This window comes from Micromonospora sp. ATLC16, assembly GCF_057196645.1.
Genome location: NZ_JBXUOW010000008.1, coordinates 1 through 15,595, shown reverse-complemented (window position 1 = coordinate 15,595; position 15,595 = coordinate 1). Strand labels below are relative to the sequence as shown.

Genomic DNA, 15,595 nt, shown 5'->3' with positions numbered 1-15,595 from the left:
CCAACGTAACTCGTCGGCCACGTGAACAATGCGTGGACGGAAAGCCAAATATCAGCGGACGCGACGGTTGGCGCGCTCCAGAGAAATGGGTATCACGGTGATTTCCCGGCCGCCGTGGGTCTCCTGGCGGCCGGGCCCCTCGACAAAACGGAGCCGCCGGTTCATCTGGCGTACCACCGTGTTGTGGCCGAGCACCTCGCCGTCGAGCCGATCCAGCGCCAGCACGTCGAAGGCGTGGTCCACCGCCTCCCGCATCACCTCCAGCCAGGCGGGCAGCGTCTCGCCCCGTTCGGCCAGCCCCTCGGCGTCCAGGTAGAAACCCCACCCGCCGGTACGCGGGCCGGACAACCGCAGGTCGAAGTAGGTGACCGCGCCACTGGGCACGCCGTCGCGCAGGTAGGTCAGCACCCGGCGGGAGGGGTCCTGACGCACCGCCGACCACCACCGTCGGTGCTCCTCGGCGGTGATGACGTGACTGGTCTTGCTGACCTGTCGGTTGACCTCCTGATTACGCCAGGACAACATCAGGTTAACGTCGTCCTCGGTGGCGTCACGCAACACGTACCGCTCGCTTTCCGTCCCGTTTACCTGGTCACCGGGCACCCTAATCACGATTCACCTGGCTGTACACTCCGCCGCATGAAGGAATTGAGTCGGGCGCAGATTCGCGACCTCATGGGCGAGGTGCTCAAGAACCAGGGCAAAGCGTTGCCCGCCGACGACGCCGCCGATCTGCGCGAGGTTGGCTTCCGGTCGCTGGACTTCTCCGAGTTGGCGCTGCGCGTCGAGGACGCCACCGGGGAGGAGCTGAACTTCGACGCCCCCGGGCTGCGCCGGATCGCCACCGTCGGCGACGTGCTGGACTTCCTCGTCGAGTTGCAGCGGCAGTGAGCGTCGAGACCGCCCCGCAGGTCCCCGTCCAGCCGGCCGGAGTGGACAACCGGATCGTCGTCGACGGTGCCACGCTCACCTGGCGTGACCTGCCGGAGCTGACCCTTCCCGGGCCCGCTGCCGCGCTGGCCCACTCGGCCCGGCACGCGCTCGCCGCCGCCCGGCACCACGCCGTGCACGGCACCGAGCTGCTGCTCAGCACGGCCAGCCGGGTCGACGCGGCGATGCGCGCGGAACTGCGCGACGCCGGGTTCGCGGTGACGGAACTGGGCGGTGACCGCACGGCCGGGGATGCGACCTCGCCCGCCTCACGGACCGCTGAGCCCGGCCGGCTGTGGCTGCTGACCTCCGGCTCCACCGGTCGTCCCAAGCGGGTGGGGCACACCCTCGAATCGCTCACCACCGTCCGGGGGCAGCAGCCCGCGCGGACCTGGCTCTGCCCGTACGCCCCCGGCACGTACGCCTGGTGGCAGGTGGTCACGCTGTCGCTGACCCAGCCGGGTCAGCACCTGGTGGTGGTGGAGCCCGATCAGCTCGACGACTGGCCGGTGCTGGCGGCCGAGCACGGTGTGGACGCCGCCTCCGGCACCCCCACCTTCTGGCGACGGGCCCTGCACCGCGATCCGGCCGGGCTGGCCCGGGTGCCGCTGCGTCAGCTGACCCTCGGCGGCGAACCGGTCGACCAGACCATCCTGGACCGGCTGCGGGAGCTGTTTCCAGCCGCTCGGATCTCCTGGATCTACGCCTCCTCCGAGGTCGGCGCGGCCATCGTCGTGCACGACGGGCGGGCCGGGTTCCCGGTGGAGTGGCTGGACCGGGCAGCGCCGGGTCGCCCGACCATCGGGGTGCACGACGGAGAGCTGGTGATCACCTCGCCGTACCACGGCGCCGGGCTGGACGGTCCGGTTCGCACCGGCGACCGGGCGCAGGTGAGCGGTGACCGGGTGCTGATCACGGGTCGGCTCGACGCGGACGAGATCAACGTCGGTGGCAGCAAGGTCTCCGCCGGTGTGGTCCGCGACGTGCTGACCGCGCATCCCCAGGTGGCCTGGGCCCGGGTCACCGGTCGACGCGCCCCGCTGCTCGGTCACATGGTCGTCGCCGAGGTGGTACCGACCGGCAGCACCACGTTGGACGAGGCGACGCTGGTGCGCTGGTGCGCCGAGCAGCTGCCCGAGTACGCGGTGCCGCGCCGGATCCGCGTGCTGACCGAGATTCCCGTCAAGGAGACCCTGAAGAGCGATGTCTGACCCCACCACCCCCGCCCAACCCGTACCGCCCAGCTCCGTGGTGCTCGTCTCCGGCGGTTCCCGCGGTCTCGGCCTCGCCATCGTCACCGACCTGCTCGAATCGGGCCTGAAGGTGGCTGCCTTCGCCCGTACCGTCACACCCGAGCTGGCCAAGCTCGCCGACACCCATCCGGAGCGGACGCACGTCGGCTCGGTCGACGTGACCGACCTCGCCGCCGCGCAGGCGTTCGTCCGGGCGGCCGAGGATCGACTCGGCCCGATCGACGGCGTGGTGAACAACGCGGCCGTCGGGCAGGATTCGCTGCACGTGCACACCGCAAATGCCGACATCGCCCGGATCATCGAGACCAACCTGACCGCGCCGTTGCAGCTCACCCGGCTGGCCGTGCGGCGGATGCTCGCCCAGGGGAGACGCGGGCGGATCGTCAACATCACCTCGATCTGCGCGCAGCGCGGCTTTCCGGGTCTGGTGGCGTACTCCGCCACCAAGGGCGGGATGGACGCGGCGACCCGGTCGCTGGCCCGGGAACTGGGCGGGCGGGTGCTGGTCAACGCGGTCGCCCCGGGCTTTTTCGCCTCGGAGATGTCGGCGGTGCTCGGCCAGACCCAGCTCGACCAGATCGTGCGCCGTACGCCGACCGGTCAGCTGACCGAGCCGGAGGAGGTGGTGCCGGTGGTGCGGCTGCTGCTGCGCGACCAGACGAACATCAACGGCCAGGTCATCGTGGTCGACGGTGCCGCCTCGATCTGAACCGCCGTACCCGTCGTCCCGCACCCACGACGGTGCGGGACAACGGGTCTCCGCCCTGCTCGCCGCCGCACCACGACACCTGCGGGTGACGGCGGTGGCCGACTCGGGTGACGCCGTCACCCGCAGCCATCTCGGCGACGGACGCTGTGTCGGCTGGTACGCCCTACCGGTGCCCGGCTGGCGGGTCGCGATCGACGCCGAGCGCACCGCCACCGCGCCTCCCGTCGCGCTGGCCCGCCGGTTCGGGTCCCTCGACTTCTGGGGCCGGTGGACCCGCGTCGAGTGTCTGGCCAAGCTCGCCGACGTGCCGGTGGCCACCTGGTGGCACCGGCACGGCCTGGAGGTGCCGCCCGGCACCGTGTGGCTGTGGCGCACCCTGTCGCTGGACGACGTGGTCGTCACCGTCGCCTTCACCCCCGCCGACCCCACCGGCCGAAACTTCCGCACTTTCCCTGATGTTGCGGTGTCCGGCGCCGGCTGAGACCGCAACATCAGGGAAGTTGTGCGGGCTCCGGAGTTTCCGAGCGCGAGCTGGTGCTGCGCAGGCTCCAGACGATGGACACCGCGATCGTCGCGACGATGACGCCCAGGGTGACCGGGATGGGGAGCTTGCCGACCGGGGTCTCGGACAGGATGAGCTTGACCCCGGCGAAGGCCAGCAGCACCGCCAGACTGCAGTGCAGGTGCACGAAACGGCGCAGCCATATTCGCGAAGCATTCTTCGCGCGTCAAGGGCCGTGTCTACTCGTCCGGTCGGTCGACCTTGATCGGCTGGCCGTCGCGGGTGGCTCCGAGCACCGACCAGCCGCGCAGCGCCGCGAGGAACGGCAGCGACTGGGAGAGCAACTCGCGGACCAACTCGTCGCCACCCGATGGCCGATCGAACCGAGTACCCAGCTTGTCGACCAGCCGGGCGTGCAGCCGCCGTAGAGCCTCATCGGGATCCGCGTCGTCCGCCGCCGGCTCGCTGCTCGCCGGGAGCAGATGACGGCCCAGGTAACGACTGCTGATGGTTTCCTGGAGCCGCAGCAGGGCGTACGCCAGTTCCTCCGCCCGGGGTCGGAGGCCGCACCAAGGCTCACACCTCGCGGCCAGCAGCGCCGCGACGGTGATGGCGGCCATCTGTTCCAGGGCGGGCTCGATGTCGTAGTCCCGCCGTCGGGGCCGGTAGGTGAGGGCGACCAGTGGATACCGACGGACGGTGTCGTCGACCTCCCGCAGGCTCGCCGCCCAGGTCATGCACCGCTCCCGGGCCGCGTCGACCCCCTCGTCGGTCAGGCTTCGGACGAGCAGGCCCACCCCGTCGGTGCCGCGCACCTGGTCGTAGATGGTCAGCGCGAACCGGTTACGGACCGTCAGCCCGGTGATCAGCTCGATGAGGTAGGTGGCCAGCGCGGCGAAGAAGCCGAAGCCGAGGGCGGCGGCGGTCACGGCAAACAGCTTCTGCGCCCCGGTGTCCGGGGTGAGGTCGCCGAAGCCGAGTACGGTCAGCAGCCCGGTGGCGTAGTAGAGGGCGTCGACGAAACCGGCCGGCCCGTAACCGGTGACCCGGTGGTAGCCGTCCATGCTCGGCCAGACGACGAGCGCGACCCCGAGCACCAGCGGCCCGAGCCAGGCGAGGAACGTGCCGGTGACCAGGATCGGTCCCGCCCAGACCAGCGGCGTGCGGCGCGGCGTGCGGCGTCGGCCGGCGGTCAGCGACGAGGCTCGCCAGACCAGCCGCCGGACGGTACGGGCGATCGGTCCCTCCGCGTCCGGGTGCAGCACGGTGAGCCAGACGTCGACCACCACCACGGTGATCAGTGCCAGGCCCGCCGCCACCGCTACCAAGGTCATACGCAGAGGTATACCCGTCCGCCGGAACCGGCACCCCCAGATCAGATCCCAGCTCCGCACGACGTGTCGGCCACTCGGAGAGCGGTCGGCAGGTCAACAGGTCAGACGAGGTCCCAGCTCAGCGCGGTGCCGCGGGCCACGTCGGCGGTGAACCGGCGGCCCAGCACCCGGTCGATCTCCACCGGGGGGAGTCCACCGGCCGGGCGGATCGAGCGGACGTTGTGCACGGTCACCTCGTCACCGGCCCGCACGTCCGCCACCACGTACAGCGAGCGCCGGAAGCGCAGGCCCTCCTGCTCGGCCGGCGTCGGCCCGACCGCCGTGCCGCCCAGTGCCGCGTACGCCCGCTCCGACTCGACCACCAGGGCGGCCAGCTCGGTGGGGTTGAGGGAGAAGTCGGAGTCCACCCCGCCGTCGGCGCGGTCCAGCGTGACGTGCTTCTCGATGAAGCAGGCGCCGAGCGCCACCGAGGCGACCGGCACCCCGATGCCCGGGGTGTGGTCGGACAGACCCACCGGCACGCCGAACGCGTCGGCCAGCACCGGGATGCGGCGCAGGTTGCTGTCGGCCGGCGGTGCCGGGTAGGAGGCGGTGCAGGCCAGCAGGATGATTCCGCCCGCACCACCGTCGCGGGCGGTGCGTACGGCGGCGTCGATCTCGGCCAGGGTGGCCATCCCGGTGGAGATGACCAGCGGCTTGCCGGTGGCCGCGACCAGCCGGATCAGCGGCAGGTCGACCAGCTCCGACGAAGCGATCTTGTACGCCGGGGCGTCCAGTTCCTCCAGCAGCTTCACTGCGGTGGCGTCGAACGGGGAGGAGAAGACGGTCAGCCCGAGGGCGCGGGCCCGCTCGAAGATCGGCCGGTGCCACTCGTACGGGGTGTGCGCCTTCTCGTAGAGCCGGTAGAGGTTCTGCCCGCCCCACAGCTCGTGCCCGCCGGAGATGCGGAACTCCGGCGTGTCCACGTCGATGGTGATGGTGTCCGGCCGGTACGTCTGAAGCTTCAGCGCGTGCGCGCCGCTGGCCGCCACGGCATCCACGATGGACAGCGCGCGGTCCAGGTCTCCGTTGTGGTTGCCGGACATCTCGGCCACCACGAGGGGGCGCTCTCCGGCGCCGACCAGATGCGACCCGATCTTGAACGTCATTCCGATCCGTTTCCGTGCGTGCTTACCAAGCTGCGGTCCTGGGCCGGGCTGCCCGGTGCCGGTGCCGACCCGCCCGTCGTGGCATCCCCACCGGCGCTGCCGCGGAGCCGGCCGGCGAGCCGATGGGCCCGCCGCAGCGCCGCGTACGCCAGGTAGCTGTCGCGGCCGACCAGCCGGTGCTTGAGCCCCGGCACTCCACCTGGTCGGGGGTAGCCGCCGCGGGGCAGGTACCTGCGGTAGTGCGCGGCGACCCGGCGGAAGAAGTCCCGGCGCAGATGCGGATGCAACCGGTCGTCGTTGCCCAGCAGCACCAGGAAGTGGTTCACCATCAGGTCGAACAGCTCGGCGTGCCAGCGCCCGTCGGGATGCCGTCGACCCAGCCAGGCGAAGAGTCGGTCGTACTGCTCGAAGGAGTCGAAGTGCCGACCGCTACGTGTGGAGGTGATCGCTCCCTGGCGGCCCTGACGGTACAGATAGCAGACCCGGTCCAGCACGCTGATGCGTTCCGCGCCGATCAGCAGCGGGTGGCTGAACGGGATGTCCTCGTACCAGCCGGGGTGGAAGCGCAGCCCCAACTCGGCCATGAACTCCCGGCGTACCACCTTGTTCCAGGCGGTGTGCTGCACCCGCAGCAGGTGCGGCCGGTCGGCCAGCCGCACCACGTCGGGGGCCGGGCGCAGCAGCCGGCTGCTGGCGTCCACCTCCTCGCGCCCGCACTCGTGCACCCGCAGGTGGTCGACCATCATCACGTCGGGGCGGTCCACCCGCAGCCGGTCCAGCACGGTCGGGATCGTGCCGGTCGGCAGCCAGTCGTCGCTGTCGACGAACCACACGTACCGGCCGGTGGTCACGTCCAGGCCCGCGTTGCGGGCCGGTCCGAGGCCGACGTTGCGGTCCAGGTGCAGGACGCGCAGCCCGGGCTGCTCGGCGGCGTACTCGCGCAGCAGGTCACCGCACCGGTCCGGTGAGGCGTCGTCGACGGCGATCACCTCGACCTGCGCCGCCTCGGCACTTGGAATGTCGGCGTGGATGGAGTCCAAACACTGGCGCAGGTACGCCTCGACGCCGTAAACCGGCACGACGATGCTCAGCAGCGGCGTTGGCGTCGGCGGTGTGACCACCCGGAAACCTTCGGCCACCCGGGTTGACGAAGCTGGAACCTGACGTGGCCGGGTGCGGTGGAGTCTTTGAACAGCCGATGAGTGCCAGGTTAACGACGGGCACCTGTTCGATTGAAGGGCTGCCGGTCATCGATCTGGACAAATGCCGCGGCGGGAGTCGCTCCGGAGTGCGGCAGGGCGGCCGAGCCAGGCAGTTGCCTGCCAGCCGAGGTAGGGTGCCCGGCGGGCTGCGCCGACCGGTTGCCACGGGAGGCCGGCTGCTGCCGCCATCTCGGCGGCCACGAGGAGATGGGCGTGCGGGTGATGTGGTCGAGAACCGGGAGGTGGGCATGACGAGCACTACCCTCGCGGCGTCGGCGACCACCCCACGCGAGCGTACGGACGCCGACCGCCTGCCGTCGCTGACCGGACTGCGGTGGATCGCCGCGCTGCTGGTCTTCGGCTTCCACGCCGGCACCATGCGCATCATCGCCGATCCCGGCCCGCAGGCGGTGGTGGGCGAGATCTTCACCCTGGGTCTGTCCGGGGTGCAGTTCTTCTTCATCCTCAGCGGCTTCGTGCTGGTCTGGTCCGCCCGGCCCGGCGCCTCCCGGCGCCGGTTCTGGCGACGCCGGTTCGCCAAGATCTATCCGAACCATCTGGTGCTGTGGGCGCTGGCCATGCTGGCGATGCTCTGGTTCGCCGATCCGATCAACCCGGTGGCGGCGCTGGAGAACCTCCTGTTGGTGCAGGCGTGGGACCCCCGGCCCGGCCACTTCTACAGCATCAACAACGTCAGCTGGTCGCTCTCCTGCGAGCTGTTCTTCTACCTGTGCCTACCGCTGGTGCTACCGGCGGTGCGGCGGGCCCGTCCGTGGCTGCTGTGGGCCGTGGTGATCGCGGTGCCGCTGCTGATCCTGGCGCTCTGGCCCGGGCAGGCACTGGTGCCGGAGTCGGATCGCTGGTGGTTCACCCAGGTCTTCCCGCTGGTCCGTTCGCTGGAGTTCTGGATGGGCGTGGCCGCGGCCGAACTCATGCTGCGGGGCCGCTGGCGGGGGCCCCGGCTCCCCGTGGCCAGCCTGATCTTCGTCCTGACCTGGGTGGCGGCCTCCCAGTGGATCCGGGCCGAGTTCTGGGCGGCACTGCTGTCGGCGGCGTACGTCCTGGTGATCGCCGCGGCGGCCGACGCGGACGTGCACGGGCGGCGCTCGCCGTTGCGCTCCCGGACGATGGTCTGGCTCGGCGAGGTCTCCTTCGCGTTCTACCTGGTGCACGTCTTCGTGATCATGACGATCCTGCGCTTGACCGGCGACTGGGGCACCGGCCTGCCCGGCTGGTGGGGTCCGCTCGCGGTGATCGGATTCCTGCTGCTCACCCTGGGGCTGGCCGCTCTGCTGCAGCGGTACGTGGAACAGCCGATGATGCGTCGCCTGGCCCCTTCCCGGCCGCCGCGACCCGGCCCGTCGGACGCGGCGCGTACCGAGTCGCCGGGCGGCGCGGCGCGCTCCGGGCGGTCGGGCGCGGAGTGTTCCGAGGCGCCGGCTGGCCCGTCGGTGGTCGGGCTGCCCCGACAGCGGTCGTCCCGGGACGGTGTGGACCCCGCCTGAGGCGTCGATCATGGCGAGACCGTCCATCACGGACGGCAGGTTAGGGGTATCCTGACCTGCGCGTATCGACGTACCCGGCGACGCGCCGGGCGATTCGACACGCCCGGTGGCTGATGCGTCCCGGGCGGTCGAGGCGGTAGCGTGACGACGTGCTTCCCGCCGCGCCTGTCCGTCCTCTGTGGTGGTTGGCGCGCTGGGCCGCGCGGCTGCTGACCGGGCTCGCGGTCGCCGCCGCCTTCACCCTCGGTGCCTGGGCTCTGCCGGGCCACCCGGCCGCCGCCGACCGGTTCACGGCCACGGCAACACCGATCGAGACCCCCGTGCCACCGACGTCCGCCGGCTGGCACCAGGGCGCACCCGTCGATCTGGCCGCCGCTCGCGGCCAAGCCGCACCCCTCGACCCGGCCACCGCTCTCCAGCTGGCCGTACCGTTCGATCTGGTCGCATGCCTTGACCTGGTCTGCCTGGCGAAGCCTACTGCGCGGTGTGCCGGTGACTCAGCGGACTCGGCCAGAGGTTGCGCGTTGCCGACCGCGCGGGGCGCCGACGATCTCGCCGACCCGGCCGGGGTGTCCGCGACGCAGCCGACGGCCTGTGGTCGGTGCGGGCTGACGGCGCTCGGCAACGTCGCTGCGCGCGTCACGCGGGTCCCGGACGGCCTGTTCGATCTCCCGGGCCACGCCGGCGGCCCCGGTCGGGGGCGTTCGGGCCGCCCGCGCCCCACCGCACGCCTGAACCCCGGCGACCATCCGTCACCTCCGCACCGCTCGGTGCCGCACCCGCGCCGAGCCCCTGCCAGCCCGTTGCCGCCAGCCGCGACGTCGGTGCTCCCGGCACGAGGGGGCACCGCCCGAACGAACCCGCGACCGCGCCGCGACGCCATCCGCGATCCGCTGCCGGCACGGCCACCGTCGCCGTACCGATTTCCCGAGGTGCCGACATGGAGAAGACCGTTCTCTACCAGTTCCTGATCGAGGTGCCACGCGCCGCCGCCATCTGGTCGGTCCTGCTCGTGCTCGCGCTGGGCGTCCTCACCGTGCTCGTGGCCCGCCCGGAGCCGGCCGGTCCGGTGGAGAGACCCGCCGACGAGGACGCGCTCCGTGCCGCGACCGAAGAGGCCGACCTGCGCCGATACGTGGGCGAGGTGGCGGTCGCGGCAGCCGGTGCCGGGCAGAACGCCGAGCGACGGCGTACGGCATGGCGGGTGGCCCAGGCGGAACTGGACCGCGCCTGGGCCGCGTACGACCAGGCGGAGGCCGCCGCCCGGCGGCTGGCCGGCGTCGCCGGACTGCCGACCCCACGCACCCCCCGAACCCCGGCCGAGTACGCGGCCCGCGAGCGCTGGCTGCGCCGGGCCGCGATGGCGGCCCACTGGCGTGGTGACCTGACCGCCCGCCAGCTCAGCGATGTGCTGGCGGGCCGCTCCGGCTGGGACCCCCGGCGTCACCCGGCCGAGCAGGAGGTAATCCTCGCCCGGGTGGTGCGTGACAACCGCCTGGCGGCCCATCGATCGGCCGCCGAGCGGGAGCGGGACCTGTGGCGGGCGGCGGAACTGGCCACCGAGGCGGCCCGCGCCCTCTCCGCCGAGGCGTACGTGGCCGCCGGGCGGCTCCGACCGAACCGGCTGCCCGTCTCCGGTCGGGTCACCGTCGGGCGGCCCGACCTTGTCCCGCGCTGGCGTCCGGCTCGGCTTGGCTGAAATTCCATGAGCTGGGTCACAATGGCCGGAAATTCGGTCACTTTTCGTAGGTGAGGCCATTGCCGCAGCAATCTCCGTCGAGATTTTCACCGGCCGTCCGGTTGCTACCTGAAAGTGCCTGGAATGCCGTCGGTCCCATTGAGCGATGCCAGTTCTTCGGTACCCGAAAATTGCCGCGCCGGATGATGTTTAAGCAGGTCAGGGTGGTTTGGCTTCGAGGTGGCCGACCAGTAATGTCAGCGCGTCCGGTGCGGTAGCCGATCGCAGGAAGCGACGCCGTGCCGACCCGCTCAATCGTGATCTCACGAACCGGGGACCCACAGCGCCACTGGGGTGAATCCGTGAGCCTCGGCTTGCGGTAGGGCGACTTCCCGCCCGAATCCGTCAGCTAACCCGGTCGGCGGTGACGGAAGGAGTACCAACCCTCGTGCAGTCCGATGTGATCCCCCGGTTCCCCCGCCTCCACGGCACCGCGGTGCCCGTGCTCGCTGGCCCGACCGCCGCGAGCTGACCCCGGTCATCGCCACCGCCCGGGTCCTTTCCGGGCGTACCCCTTGAACGGCCTGTCCCGCTCACCCGGGCGGTCGTCGGTGCCCTGCTGCCGACCCGACCGCCGGTGCCGGTGTGCCGTTCTTCCCTCAACCCGTGGAGGAACCGTTGAAGCACACCCTCTCCCGCCGGCTCCGCCGGCGGGTCACCGAACGCCCCTATCAGCTCGTTGTCGGATCCGCCGTGGCCCTCGTCCTGGCCACCGGCACCGGCGCGGCCCTCGCCGGCACCGGGAACACCCCGGCAACCACGCAGGCCACGACCGCCGCCGCCGAAGTGCGCAGTGACACGGAGGTCGCGCCGAGTCAGGCGGAGGTCGCGCCGAGTCAGGTGGAGGTGGCGCCGACGACCGCCGCACCCAGCAGCGCCGCACCCGGCAGTGCCGCGCCGGCCAGCGCCGCCTCGCCGTCACCGAAGGCCACCACGGACCCGGACCTGGTCAGCAAGAAGGCGACACCCAAGCCGCCGGCCTCGAAGGTTCTGGACTACGACCACCAGGCCCAGAGCAACGGCTACTACTGCGGTCCCGCCGCGGTGCGTAACGCGCTAAGCGCCGCCGGTGTCGCGCGTACCCAGGACGCCCTGGCCAGCCAACTCGGCACCACCTTCGCCGGCACCAACTCGGCCGAGGACACCACCCGCGTCCTCAACGCCGTCGTCAAGGGCGACCCGTACGAGACCACGATGATCCGTGGCGGTGCGGCCACCCCGACCCAGATGGATCAGCTCCAGGCGGACGTCGTCGCCGCCGTCACCGACGGGCGGGGCGTCGTGGTGAACGTCGCCGGTTCCGTCACCGACACCGACGGCCGCTGGCACTCGTTCCCCGGGGGCCACTACATCGCCGTGGTCGGCTACCAGGACTCCGGCCGGCTGGTGAAAATCGCCGACTCGGCCGACGCCTCGTACCCGTCGTACTGGATCAGCACCATCGCCCTGGCCAACTGGGCCGCCACCCGCGGCTACTCGGCCTGATCGCACCCGTTCCGCTGCACCCGTTCCGCTGCACCCGGAAGCCCTCGGCCCGCGGGCCGAGGGCTTCCGTTTCCGGTACGTCAAGCGGCGGGGCGTGCTGTGTCGCCAGCTCGCCGTAGCTCGGGTTCGTCGGACGTGTGGGCGGTGTCGCGTCGTCAGGCGTGCGGGGCGTGCCGCTTCGCCAGGCCGACGAAGCCCGCCCAGGCCGCCGGGGTGAAGGCCAGCGTGGCGGCGTCGCGGTTCTTGGTGTCGCGGACCAGCACGATGCCGGGCAGGTTGTCGGCGACCTCCACGCAGTCGTTGCCGCTGGAGCCGCTGCGGGTGGACTTGCGCCAGGTCGCGCCGTTCAGATCCATGGCTTCACAACATCCTTCATGCGCTCGATCGACTGGCGGCCGGACAGTGCCTCGTTGCGCACCGTCTCCCACCGGGACAGCCACCGCGCGGGCGTAGCGCTCGGTCTGGAGCAGGCCCGGCACCGGCGTCGGCTATAACAGCGGAGCTGCCGGGCGTTGTGCTCGGCCTCCAGGTAGGGCAGCAACCACGCCGGCTGGCGCAGCACCTCGGCGGTCCGCAACAACTCCTCGAACATCCCGCCTGTCGCCAGGACCTCGTCCGCCCGCTTCGCGTACGGCCGATCCAGCGGGGGGTGCCCACCTCCACCGCCGACACCAGGGACGCCGAATAGTTCGTACGCCGTCCGAACTCCTCCTGGTTCATGCCCGCGGCCGTACGCAGCCGGCGAAGCTGCGTACGGATCAACTCATGCAGGTCGGAAGGCTGCTCGCGTTCCATGTCCCCTCCACCGGGTCTGTCAAGATCGCCAAGGGGCTGCCCAGGGCCGGATCGGGGCACCCGGCTCCCACCGTGGCCAGCGTCGATGCCTTCCGACCGTAGTGCCGTCCTCACCAGACTGTCACGCAACGGGGCCGCTCCCATCCACAGGGGACGGGGCGGTTCTGTCCCGGGGCCGCCCGAGCGCCTTTTCCTCGCGTCCGGGTGGCCCCTCCGATCGCCGACTGGGAGGTCGATGTGCGTAACCGGATTGCCTGGTACCTGTGCGACGCCGAGGTGCCGCACACCCCGTTACGGCCGATGTGGTGCTGCCGTGCCGACGGGCAACCCTGACCGTGCGGGCAGGCCCGGCTGCTGCTGCGCGTCGAGTACGACGGCAACCTGCCCGGCCTGTCGCGTGGCGCGGGGAGAGCGGGGGTAACGGGAGGCGCGGGGGCGACGCGGTGGTGGGCGTGGCGGCGACCCGACGGTGGGTGCGGTGAGGGCGGCGCGGTAGTGGGTGCGGTTAGGGTGGGAACGGCGGGTGGGGGCGATGCGACGATCAGGGTGACATCGGCCTCGACGTTTACACGTTTGCGGGGGAGCCATGGGGGAGCAGGAGCCGTACGCGGGGCTGGCTACGACGTTCGACACGGCCGCCGAGCTGTACGAGCGGGCCCGACCGGGCTATCCGGAGTCGTTGTTCGCCGACCTGGCCGAGACGACTCGCCTGGTGGTTGGGCCGGCTCGGGTGCTGGAGCTCGGTACCGGCACCGGTAAGGCCACCCGTGGGCTGTTGGCGCGTGGCTGGCAGGTGGTCGGCCTGGAGCCCGGACGGGAACTGGCCGCCGTGGCGCGTCGGGTACTCGCCGGCCGGGGCGACGTGCGCGTGGTGGTGTCGCCCTTCGAGCGGTGGGAAGCTGACGAAAACGTGCCGTTCGACCTCGTCTTCGCCGCCACGGCGTGGCACTGGCTGGATCCGGAGGTCGCCTACCGTCGGGCGGCCGAGCTGCTGCGTCCCGGCGGCCACCTGGCGATCGTGGCCACCGAGCACGTGTCACCGGAAGGTGGCGACGACTTCTTCCGGCAGGTCCAGCGGATCTACGCCGAGGCGGGCATGGGTGACGGGGAGGGCGGCCCGCAGCCACCCGAGGCGATCGCGGCCCCCGATGCGGCGGCGATGGCAGGCAGCGGGTTCTTCGCCAGCCCGACCGTGCACCGTTACGTCTGGAGCCGCGACTACACCGCCGACGAGTACCTGGCCGTGCTGTCCACGTACTCCAATCACATCGCCGCCGCGCCCTGGCAGCGACGGACTCTGTTCGACGGGATCCGGCACCTGATCGCCGCGCGCCCGGCCGGGACGGTACGCAAGCACTACCTGAACACCCTCCAGATCGCCGTACGCCTCGATTGACGGCCTCCCTGGCAGCATGGCGACGTGCTGATCTACAAGATCCTGCTGCCGGGCGAATGGGCCGAGTTCCAGGCTGCGGGCCGGTTCGACGGGTCACCGTTCGACCGGGACAGCGGCTTCATCCACTGCTCGTCGCGATCCCAACTGGCCGCGACGGCGGCGCGGGTCTTCGGCGATCAGCCGCAGCTTGTCATCGTCGCGCTCGACGCGTCCCTGCTCGGTGCCGCGCTGCGGTGGGAGGACGTCCCGAACGGTGGACCGTTCCCGCACGTCTACGCGGCGTTGCCTATGGCCGCGGTTCGCGGGGTCCACGAGGTCGCGGGTGCGGCCCGGGTGGACGAGGAGGTTTCCGCCGAGGGCCGGTGACCTCAAGTGGTGGGAGAGACGGGCGCGGCGACCGCGGTGCGTTGCGCCGGTGCGGTCCAGGCCGGGTCCAGTTCGCGCCGCGCGGCGGCCAGGAAGACCTCGGCGTACGAGTCGGCGGGGAAGTCGCCCAGGTAGCGGGCGCGGGTGGCCCAGCGGGCCTCGGCGAGTGGGTCGGTGTCGAGCAGCCGGGTCAGCACGTCGTCCAGGTCGGTCATGTCCCCGGGCAGCACGTAGCCGGCGGCGGCCAGCGGGAAGCGTTCGACGAACCGGTCGCCGTCGGTGCCCATGTCGGTCACCGCGTACGGCTTGCCCGAGTAGAGCCAGTCGGAGAGCACCCCGGAGACGTCGGAGACCAGCGCGTCCGCGCGGTTGACGCAGTCGGTCAGGGTGAGCTTGCTCGCGGCGGCGCCGTAGAGGTGCGCCCGGCCGGTGCGGGCCCGGTCGGCGGCGAGCAGGTCGTGCAGCCGCGCCAACTGCCGGGACGAGGCCGGGTTCTGCGCGGTGTAGGGGTGGGCCCGCAGGATGACCGTGGCCCCCCGGTCCACCAGGCGTCGGAGCAGGGGCTCCGCCACCGGCAGCGAGCAGTAGTCGGCGTCGGCGTTGTGCCCGGTCCAGGTGGGGGTGTAGAGCACCGTCGGGTTCGTCAGGCCCCGCACCGGCCGCGAACGCACCTCGATCGCCTCGACCTGGGGGCGGCCGACCACCACGAACTTCTCGGCGGGGATGTCGATCCCGGCCCGCGCGTACCTGTCGACGGCCGCCTCACCGGCGACGAAGATCCGGTCGAAGATCGCCGAGACCGGGTTGGCGCTGGGAGCCTTGTCGCTGTCACCGTGATGCAACTGCACGTGGGTGAGCTGGGTGAACCTGATGCAGTGACTGTTCTTTGCGCCGTGGTTGACGTAGAACGCCACCCGCAGGCTCGGCACCAGCACCTCGTCCATGCTCCGGGTGGTGGGGCAGTAGACCACCGGGGCGGTGGTGGCCGCCGCGATGGTGGCCAGGAACTCCGGCTCCCGCACCAGCACCACGAAAGGTCGGCCGATCCGTTCCAGGTACGGCAGCCACATGGTGACCTGGTACTCGGAGCCGGGCGGGGCGGAGAAGTGCAGGACGAACTCGGGCTGGTGCCGGCGCAGCGCCCGGGCCACCGCCGACCCGGTCGGGGACGGCCGGAACCGACGCCGGGCCAGGTCGAGGGCGACGGCCGCGGCGGCGCCGCCCACCAGCAG

General features: G+C 71.7%; 15 protein-coding genes, 2 pseudogenes and 1 riboswitch. Of the genes and pseudogenes, 9 read left to right on the top strand and 8 right to left on the bottom strand.

Translation table 11 applies throughout. The features are described from left to right. Window positions 1–51 precede the first annotated feature (51 nt). The gene (locus AC2CHE_RS05505) at window positions 52–612 is read right to left on the bottom strand and encodes a GNAT family N-acetyltransferase (RefSeq protein WP_484503795.1); all 561 of its coding nucleotides are present in this window, start codon (window positions 610–612) and stop codon (window positions 52–54) included. A gap of 27 nt (window positions 613–639) precedes the next feature. Between AC2CHE_RS05505 and AC2CHE_RS05500 the strand changes: the two genes are divergently transcribed. Genes AC2CHE_RS05500 through AC2CHE_RS05485 form a run of 4 tightly spaced genes read left to right on the top strand, consistent with a single transcriptional unit; the run spans window position 640 to window position 3,373 of the window. Continuing rightward, window positions 640–891 carry an acyl carrier protein gene (locus AC2CHE_RS05500; RefSeq protein WP_093403117.1) on the top strand — a complete coding sequence of 84 codons (252 nt, stop codon included), beginning with the start codon at window positions 640–642 and terminating at the stop codon, window positions 889–891. Continuing rightward, window positions 888–2,141: an AMP-binding protein gene (locus AC2CHE_RS05495; RefSeq protein ID WP_484503794.1), complete on the top strand. Its 1,254-nt coding sequence runs from the start codon at window positions 888–890 to the stop codon at window positions 2,139–2,141. The genes AC2CHE_RS05500 and AC2CHE_RS05495 overlap by 4 nt, the downstream gene beginning before the upstream one ends. Then, entirely contained in the window at window positions 2,134–2,892 is a 759-nt protein-coding gene (locus AC2CHE_RS05490; protein ID WP_484503793.1) for an SDR family NAD(P)-dependent oxidoreductase, read from the top strand. Before AC2CHE_RS05495 ends, AC2CHE_RS05490 begins: the two co-directional genes overlap by 8 nt. Continuing rightward, window positions 2,876–3,373 (top strand): hypothetical protein, encoded by a 498-nt coding sequence (locus AC2CHE_RS05485; RefSeq protein WP_484503792.1) that lies wholly within the window; start codon window positions 2,876–2,878, stop codon window positions 3,371–3,373. The genes AC2CHE_RS05490 and AC2CHE_RS05485 overlap by 17 nt, the downstream gene beginning before the upstream one ends. 52 nt (window positions 3,374–3,425) lie before the next feature. Here AC2CHE_RS05485 and AC2CHE_RS05480 read toward each other — a convergent pair. The 4 genes and pseudogenes from AC2CHE_RS05480 to AC2CHE_RS05465 all read right to left on the bottom strand — a co-directional run. Further along, window positions 3,426–3,593 (bottom strand): annotated as a pseudogene (locus AC2CHE_RS05480) (tellurium resistance protein TerC); the annotation flags it as partial. 40 nt (window positions 3,594–3,633) lie between these two features. Continuing rightward, entirely contained in the window at window positions 3,634–4,728 is a 1,095-nt protein-coding gene (locus AC2CHE_RS05475) for a potassium channel family protein (protein WP_484503791.1), read from the bottom strand. A 101-nt stretch (window positions 4,729–4,829) separates the two neighbouring features. Continuing rightward, window positions 4,830–5,882, bottom strand: a complete 1,053-nt coding sequence (gene pseI / locus AC2CHE_RS05470) for a pseudaminic acid synthase (protein ID WP_484503869.1) — start codon at window positions 5,880–5,882, stop codon at window positions 4,830–4,832. Next, on the bottom strand, window positions 5,873–6,997 hold the full coding sequence (locus AC2CHE_RS05465; protein WP_484503790.1) for a glycosyltransferase family 2 protein: 1,125 nt from the start codon (window positions 6,995–6,997) through the stop codon (window positions 5,873–5,875). The genes pseI and AC2CHE_RS05465 overlap by 10 nt, the downstream gene beginning before the upstream one ends. 329 nt (window positions 6,998–7,326) lie before the next feature. Between AC2CHE_RS05465 and AC2CHE_RS05460 the strand changes: the two genes are divergently transcribed. The 3 genes from AC2CHE_RS05460 to AC2CHE_RS05450 all read left to right on the top strand — a co-directional run bounded on the left by AC2CHE_RS05460 (window position 7,327) and on the right by AC2CHE_RS05450 (window position 11,806). After that, the gene (locus AC2CHE_RS05460; protein ID WP_484503789.1) at window positions 7,327–8,583 is read left to right on the top strand and encodes an acyltransferase family protein; all 1,257 of its coding nucleotides are present in this window, start codon (window positions 7,327–7,329) and stop codon (window positions 8,581–8,583) included. Between the two features lie 940 nt (window positions 8,584–9,523). Beyond that, window positions 9,524–10,282, top strand: a complete 759-nt coding sequence (locus AC2CHE_RS05455; protein ID WP_484503788.1) for a hypothetical protein — start codon at window positions 9,524–9,526, stop codon at window positions 10,280–10,282. 277 nt (window positions 10,283–10,559) lie between these two features. After that, window positions 10,560–10,700, top strand: a riboswitch (cyclic di-AMP (ydaO/yuaA leader). 227 nt (window positions 10,701–10,927) lie between these two features. Then, on the top strand, window positions 10,928–11,806 hold the full coding sequence (locus tag AC2CHE_RS05450) for a C39 family peptidase (protein ID WP_484503787.1): 879 nt from the start codon (window positions 10,928–10,930) through the stop codon (window positions 11,804–11,806). Window positions 11,807–11,961: 155 nt separating this feature from the next. On the opposite strand, the gene AC2CHE_RS05445 is transcribed toward AC2CHE_RS05450, so the two are convergent. Together AC2CHE_RS05445 and AC2CHE_RS05440 are read right to left on the bottom strand one after the other, a co-directional pair. Continuing rightward, window positions 11,962–12,162, bottom strand: a complete 201-nt coding sequence (locus AC2CHE_RS05445) for a DUF397 domain-containing protein (RefSeq protein WP_484503868.1) — start codon at window positions 12,160–12,162, stop codon at window positions 11,962–11,964. Window positions 12,163–12,243: 81 nt separating this feature from the next. Next, window positions 12,244–12,601 (bottom strand): annotated as a pseudogene (locus AC2CHE_RS05440) (helix-turn-helix domain-containing protein); the annotation flags it as partial. Between the two features lie 586 nt (window positions 12,602–13,187). Here AC2CHE_RS05440 and AC2CHE_RS05435 point away from each other — a divergent pair. Together AC2CHE_RS05435 and AC2CHE_RS05430 are read left to right on the top strand one after the other, a co-directional pair. Then, window positions 13,188–13,997, top strand: coding sequence for a class I SAM-dependent methyltransferase (locus AC2CHE_RS05435; RefSeq protein ID WP_484503786.1), 810 nt, complete (start codon window positions 13,188–13,190; stop codon window positions 13,995–13,997). A gap of 24 nt (window positions 13,998–14,021) precedes the next feature. Then, window positions 14,022–14,363, top strand: a complete 342-nt coding sequence (locus tag AC2CHE_RS05430; RefSeq protein WP_484503785.1) for a DUF952 domain-containing protein — start codon at window positions 14,022–14,024, stop codon at window positions 14,361–14,363. 2 nt (window positions 14,364–14,365) lie between these two features. Here AC2CHE_RS05430 and AC2CHE_RS05425 read toward each other — a convergent pair. Then, window positions 14,366–15,595, bottom strand: a 1,230-nt coding sequence (locus AC2CHE_RS05425; RefSeq protein WP_484503784.1) for a CDP-glycerol glycerophosphotransferase family protein, incomplete at its 5' end; no start/stop codon positions are given.

Bases quoted from the DNA above. Each gene is read 5' to 3' on its own strand.
- AC2CHE_RS05445 (WP_484503868.1), bottom strand. From the start codon at position 12,162: ATGGATCTGAACGGCGCGACCTGGCGCAAGTCCACCCGCAGCGGCTCC.
- AC2CHE_RS05455 (WP_484503788.1), top strand. From the start codon at position 9,524: ATGGAGAAGACCGTTCTCTACCAGTTCCTGATCGAGGTGCCACGCGCC.
- AC2CHE_RS05460 (WP_484503789.1), top strand. From the start codon at position 7,327: ATGACGAGCACTACCCTCGCGGCGTCGGCGACCACCCCACGCGAGCGT.
- AC2CHE_RS05435 (WP_484503786.1), top strand. From the start codon at position 13,188: ATGGGGGAGCAGGAGCCGTACGCGGGGCTGGCTACGACGTTCGACACG.
- AC2CHE_RS05475 (WP_484503791.1), bottom strand. From the start codon at position 4,728: ATGACCTTGGTAGCGGTGGCGGCGGGCCTGGCACTGATCACCGTGGTG.
- AC2CHE_RS05500 (WP_093403117.1), top strand. From the start codon at position 640: ATGAAGGAATTGAGTCGGGCGCAGATTCGCGACCTCATGGGCGAGGTG.
- AC2CHE_RS05490 (WP_484503793.1), top strand. From the start codon at position 2,134: ATGTCTGACCCCACCACCCCCGCCCAACCCGTACCGCCCAGCTCCGTG.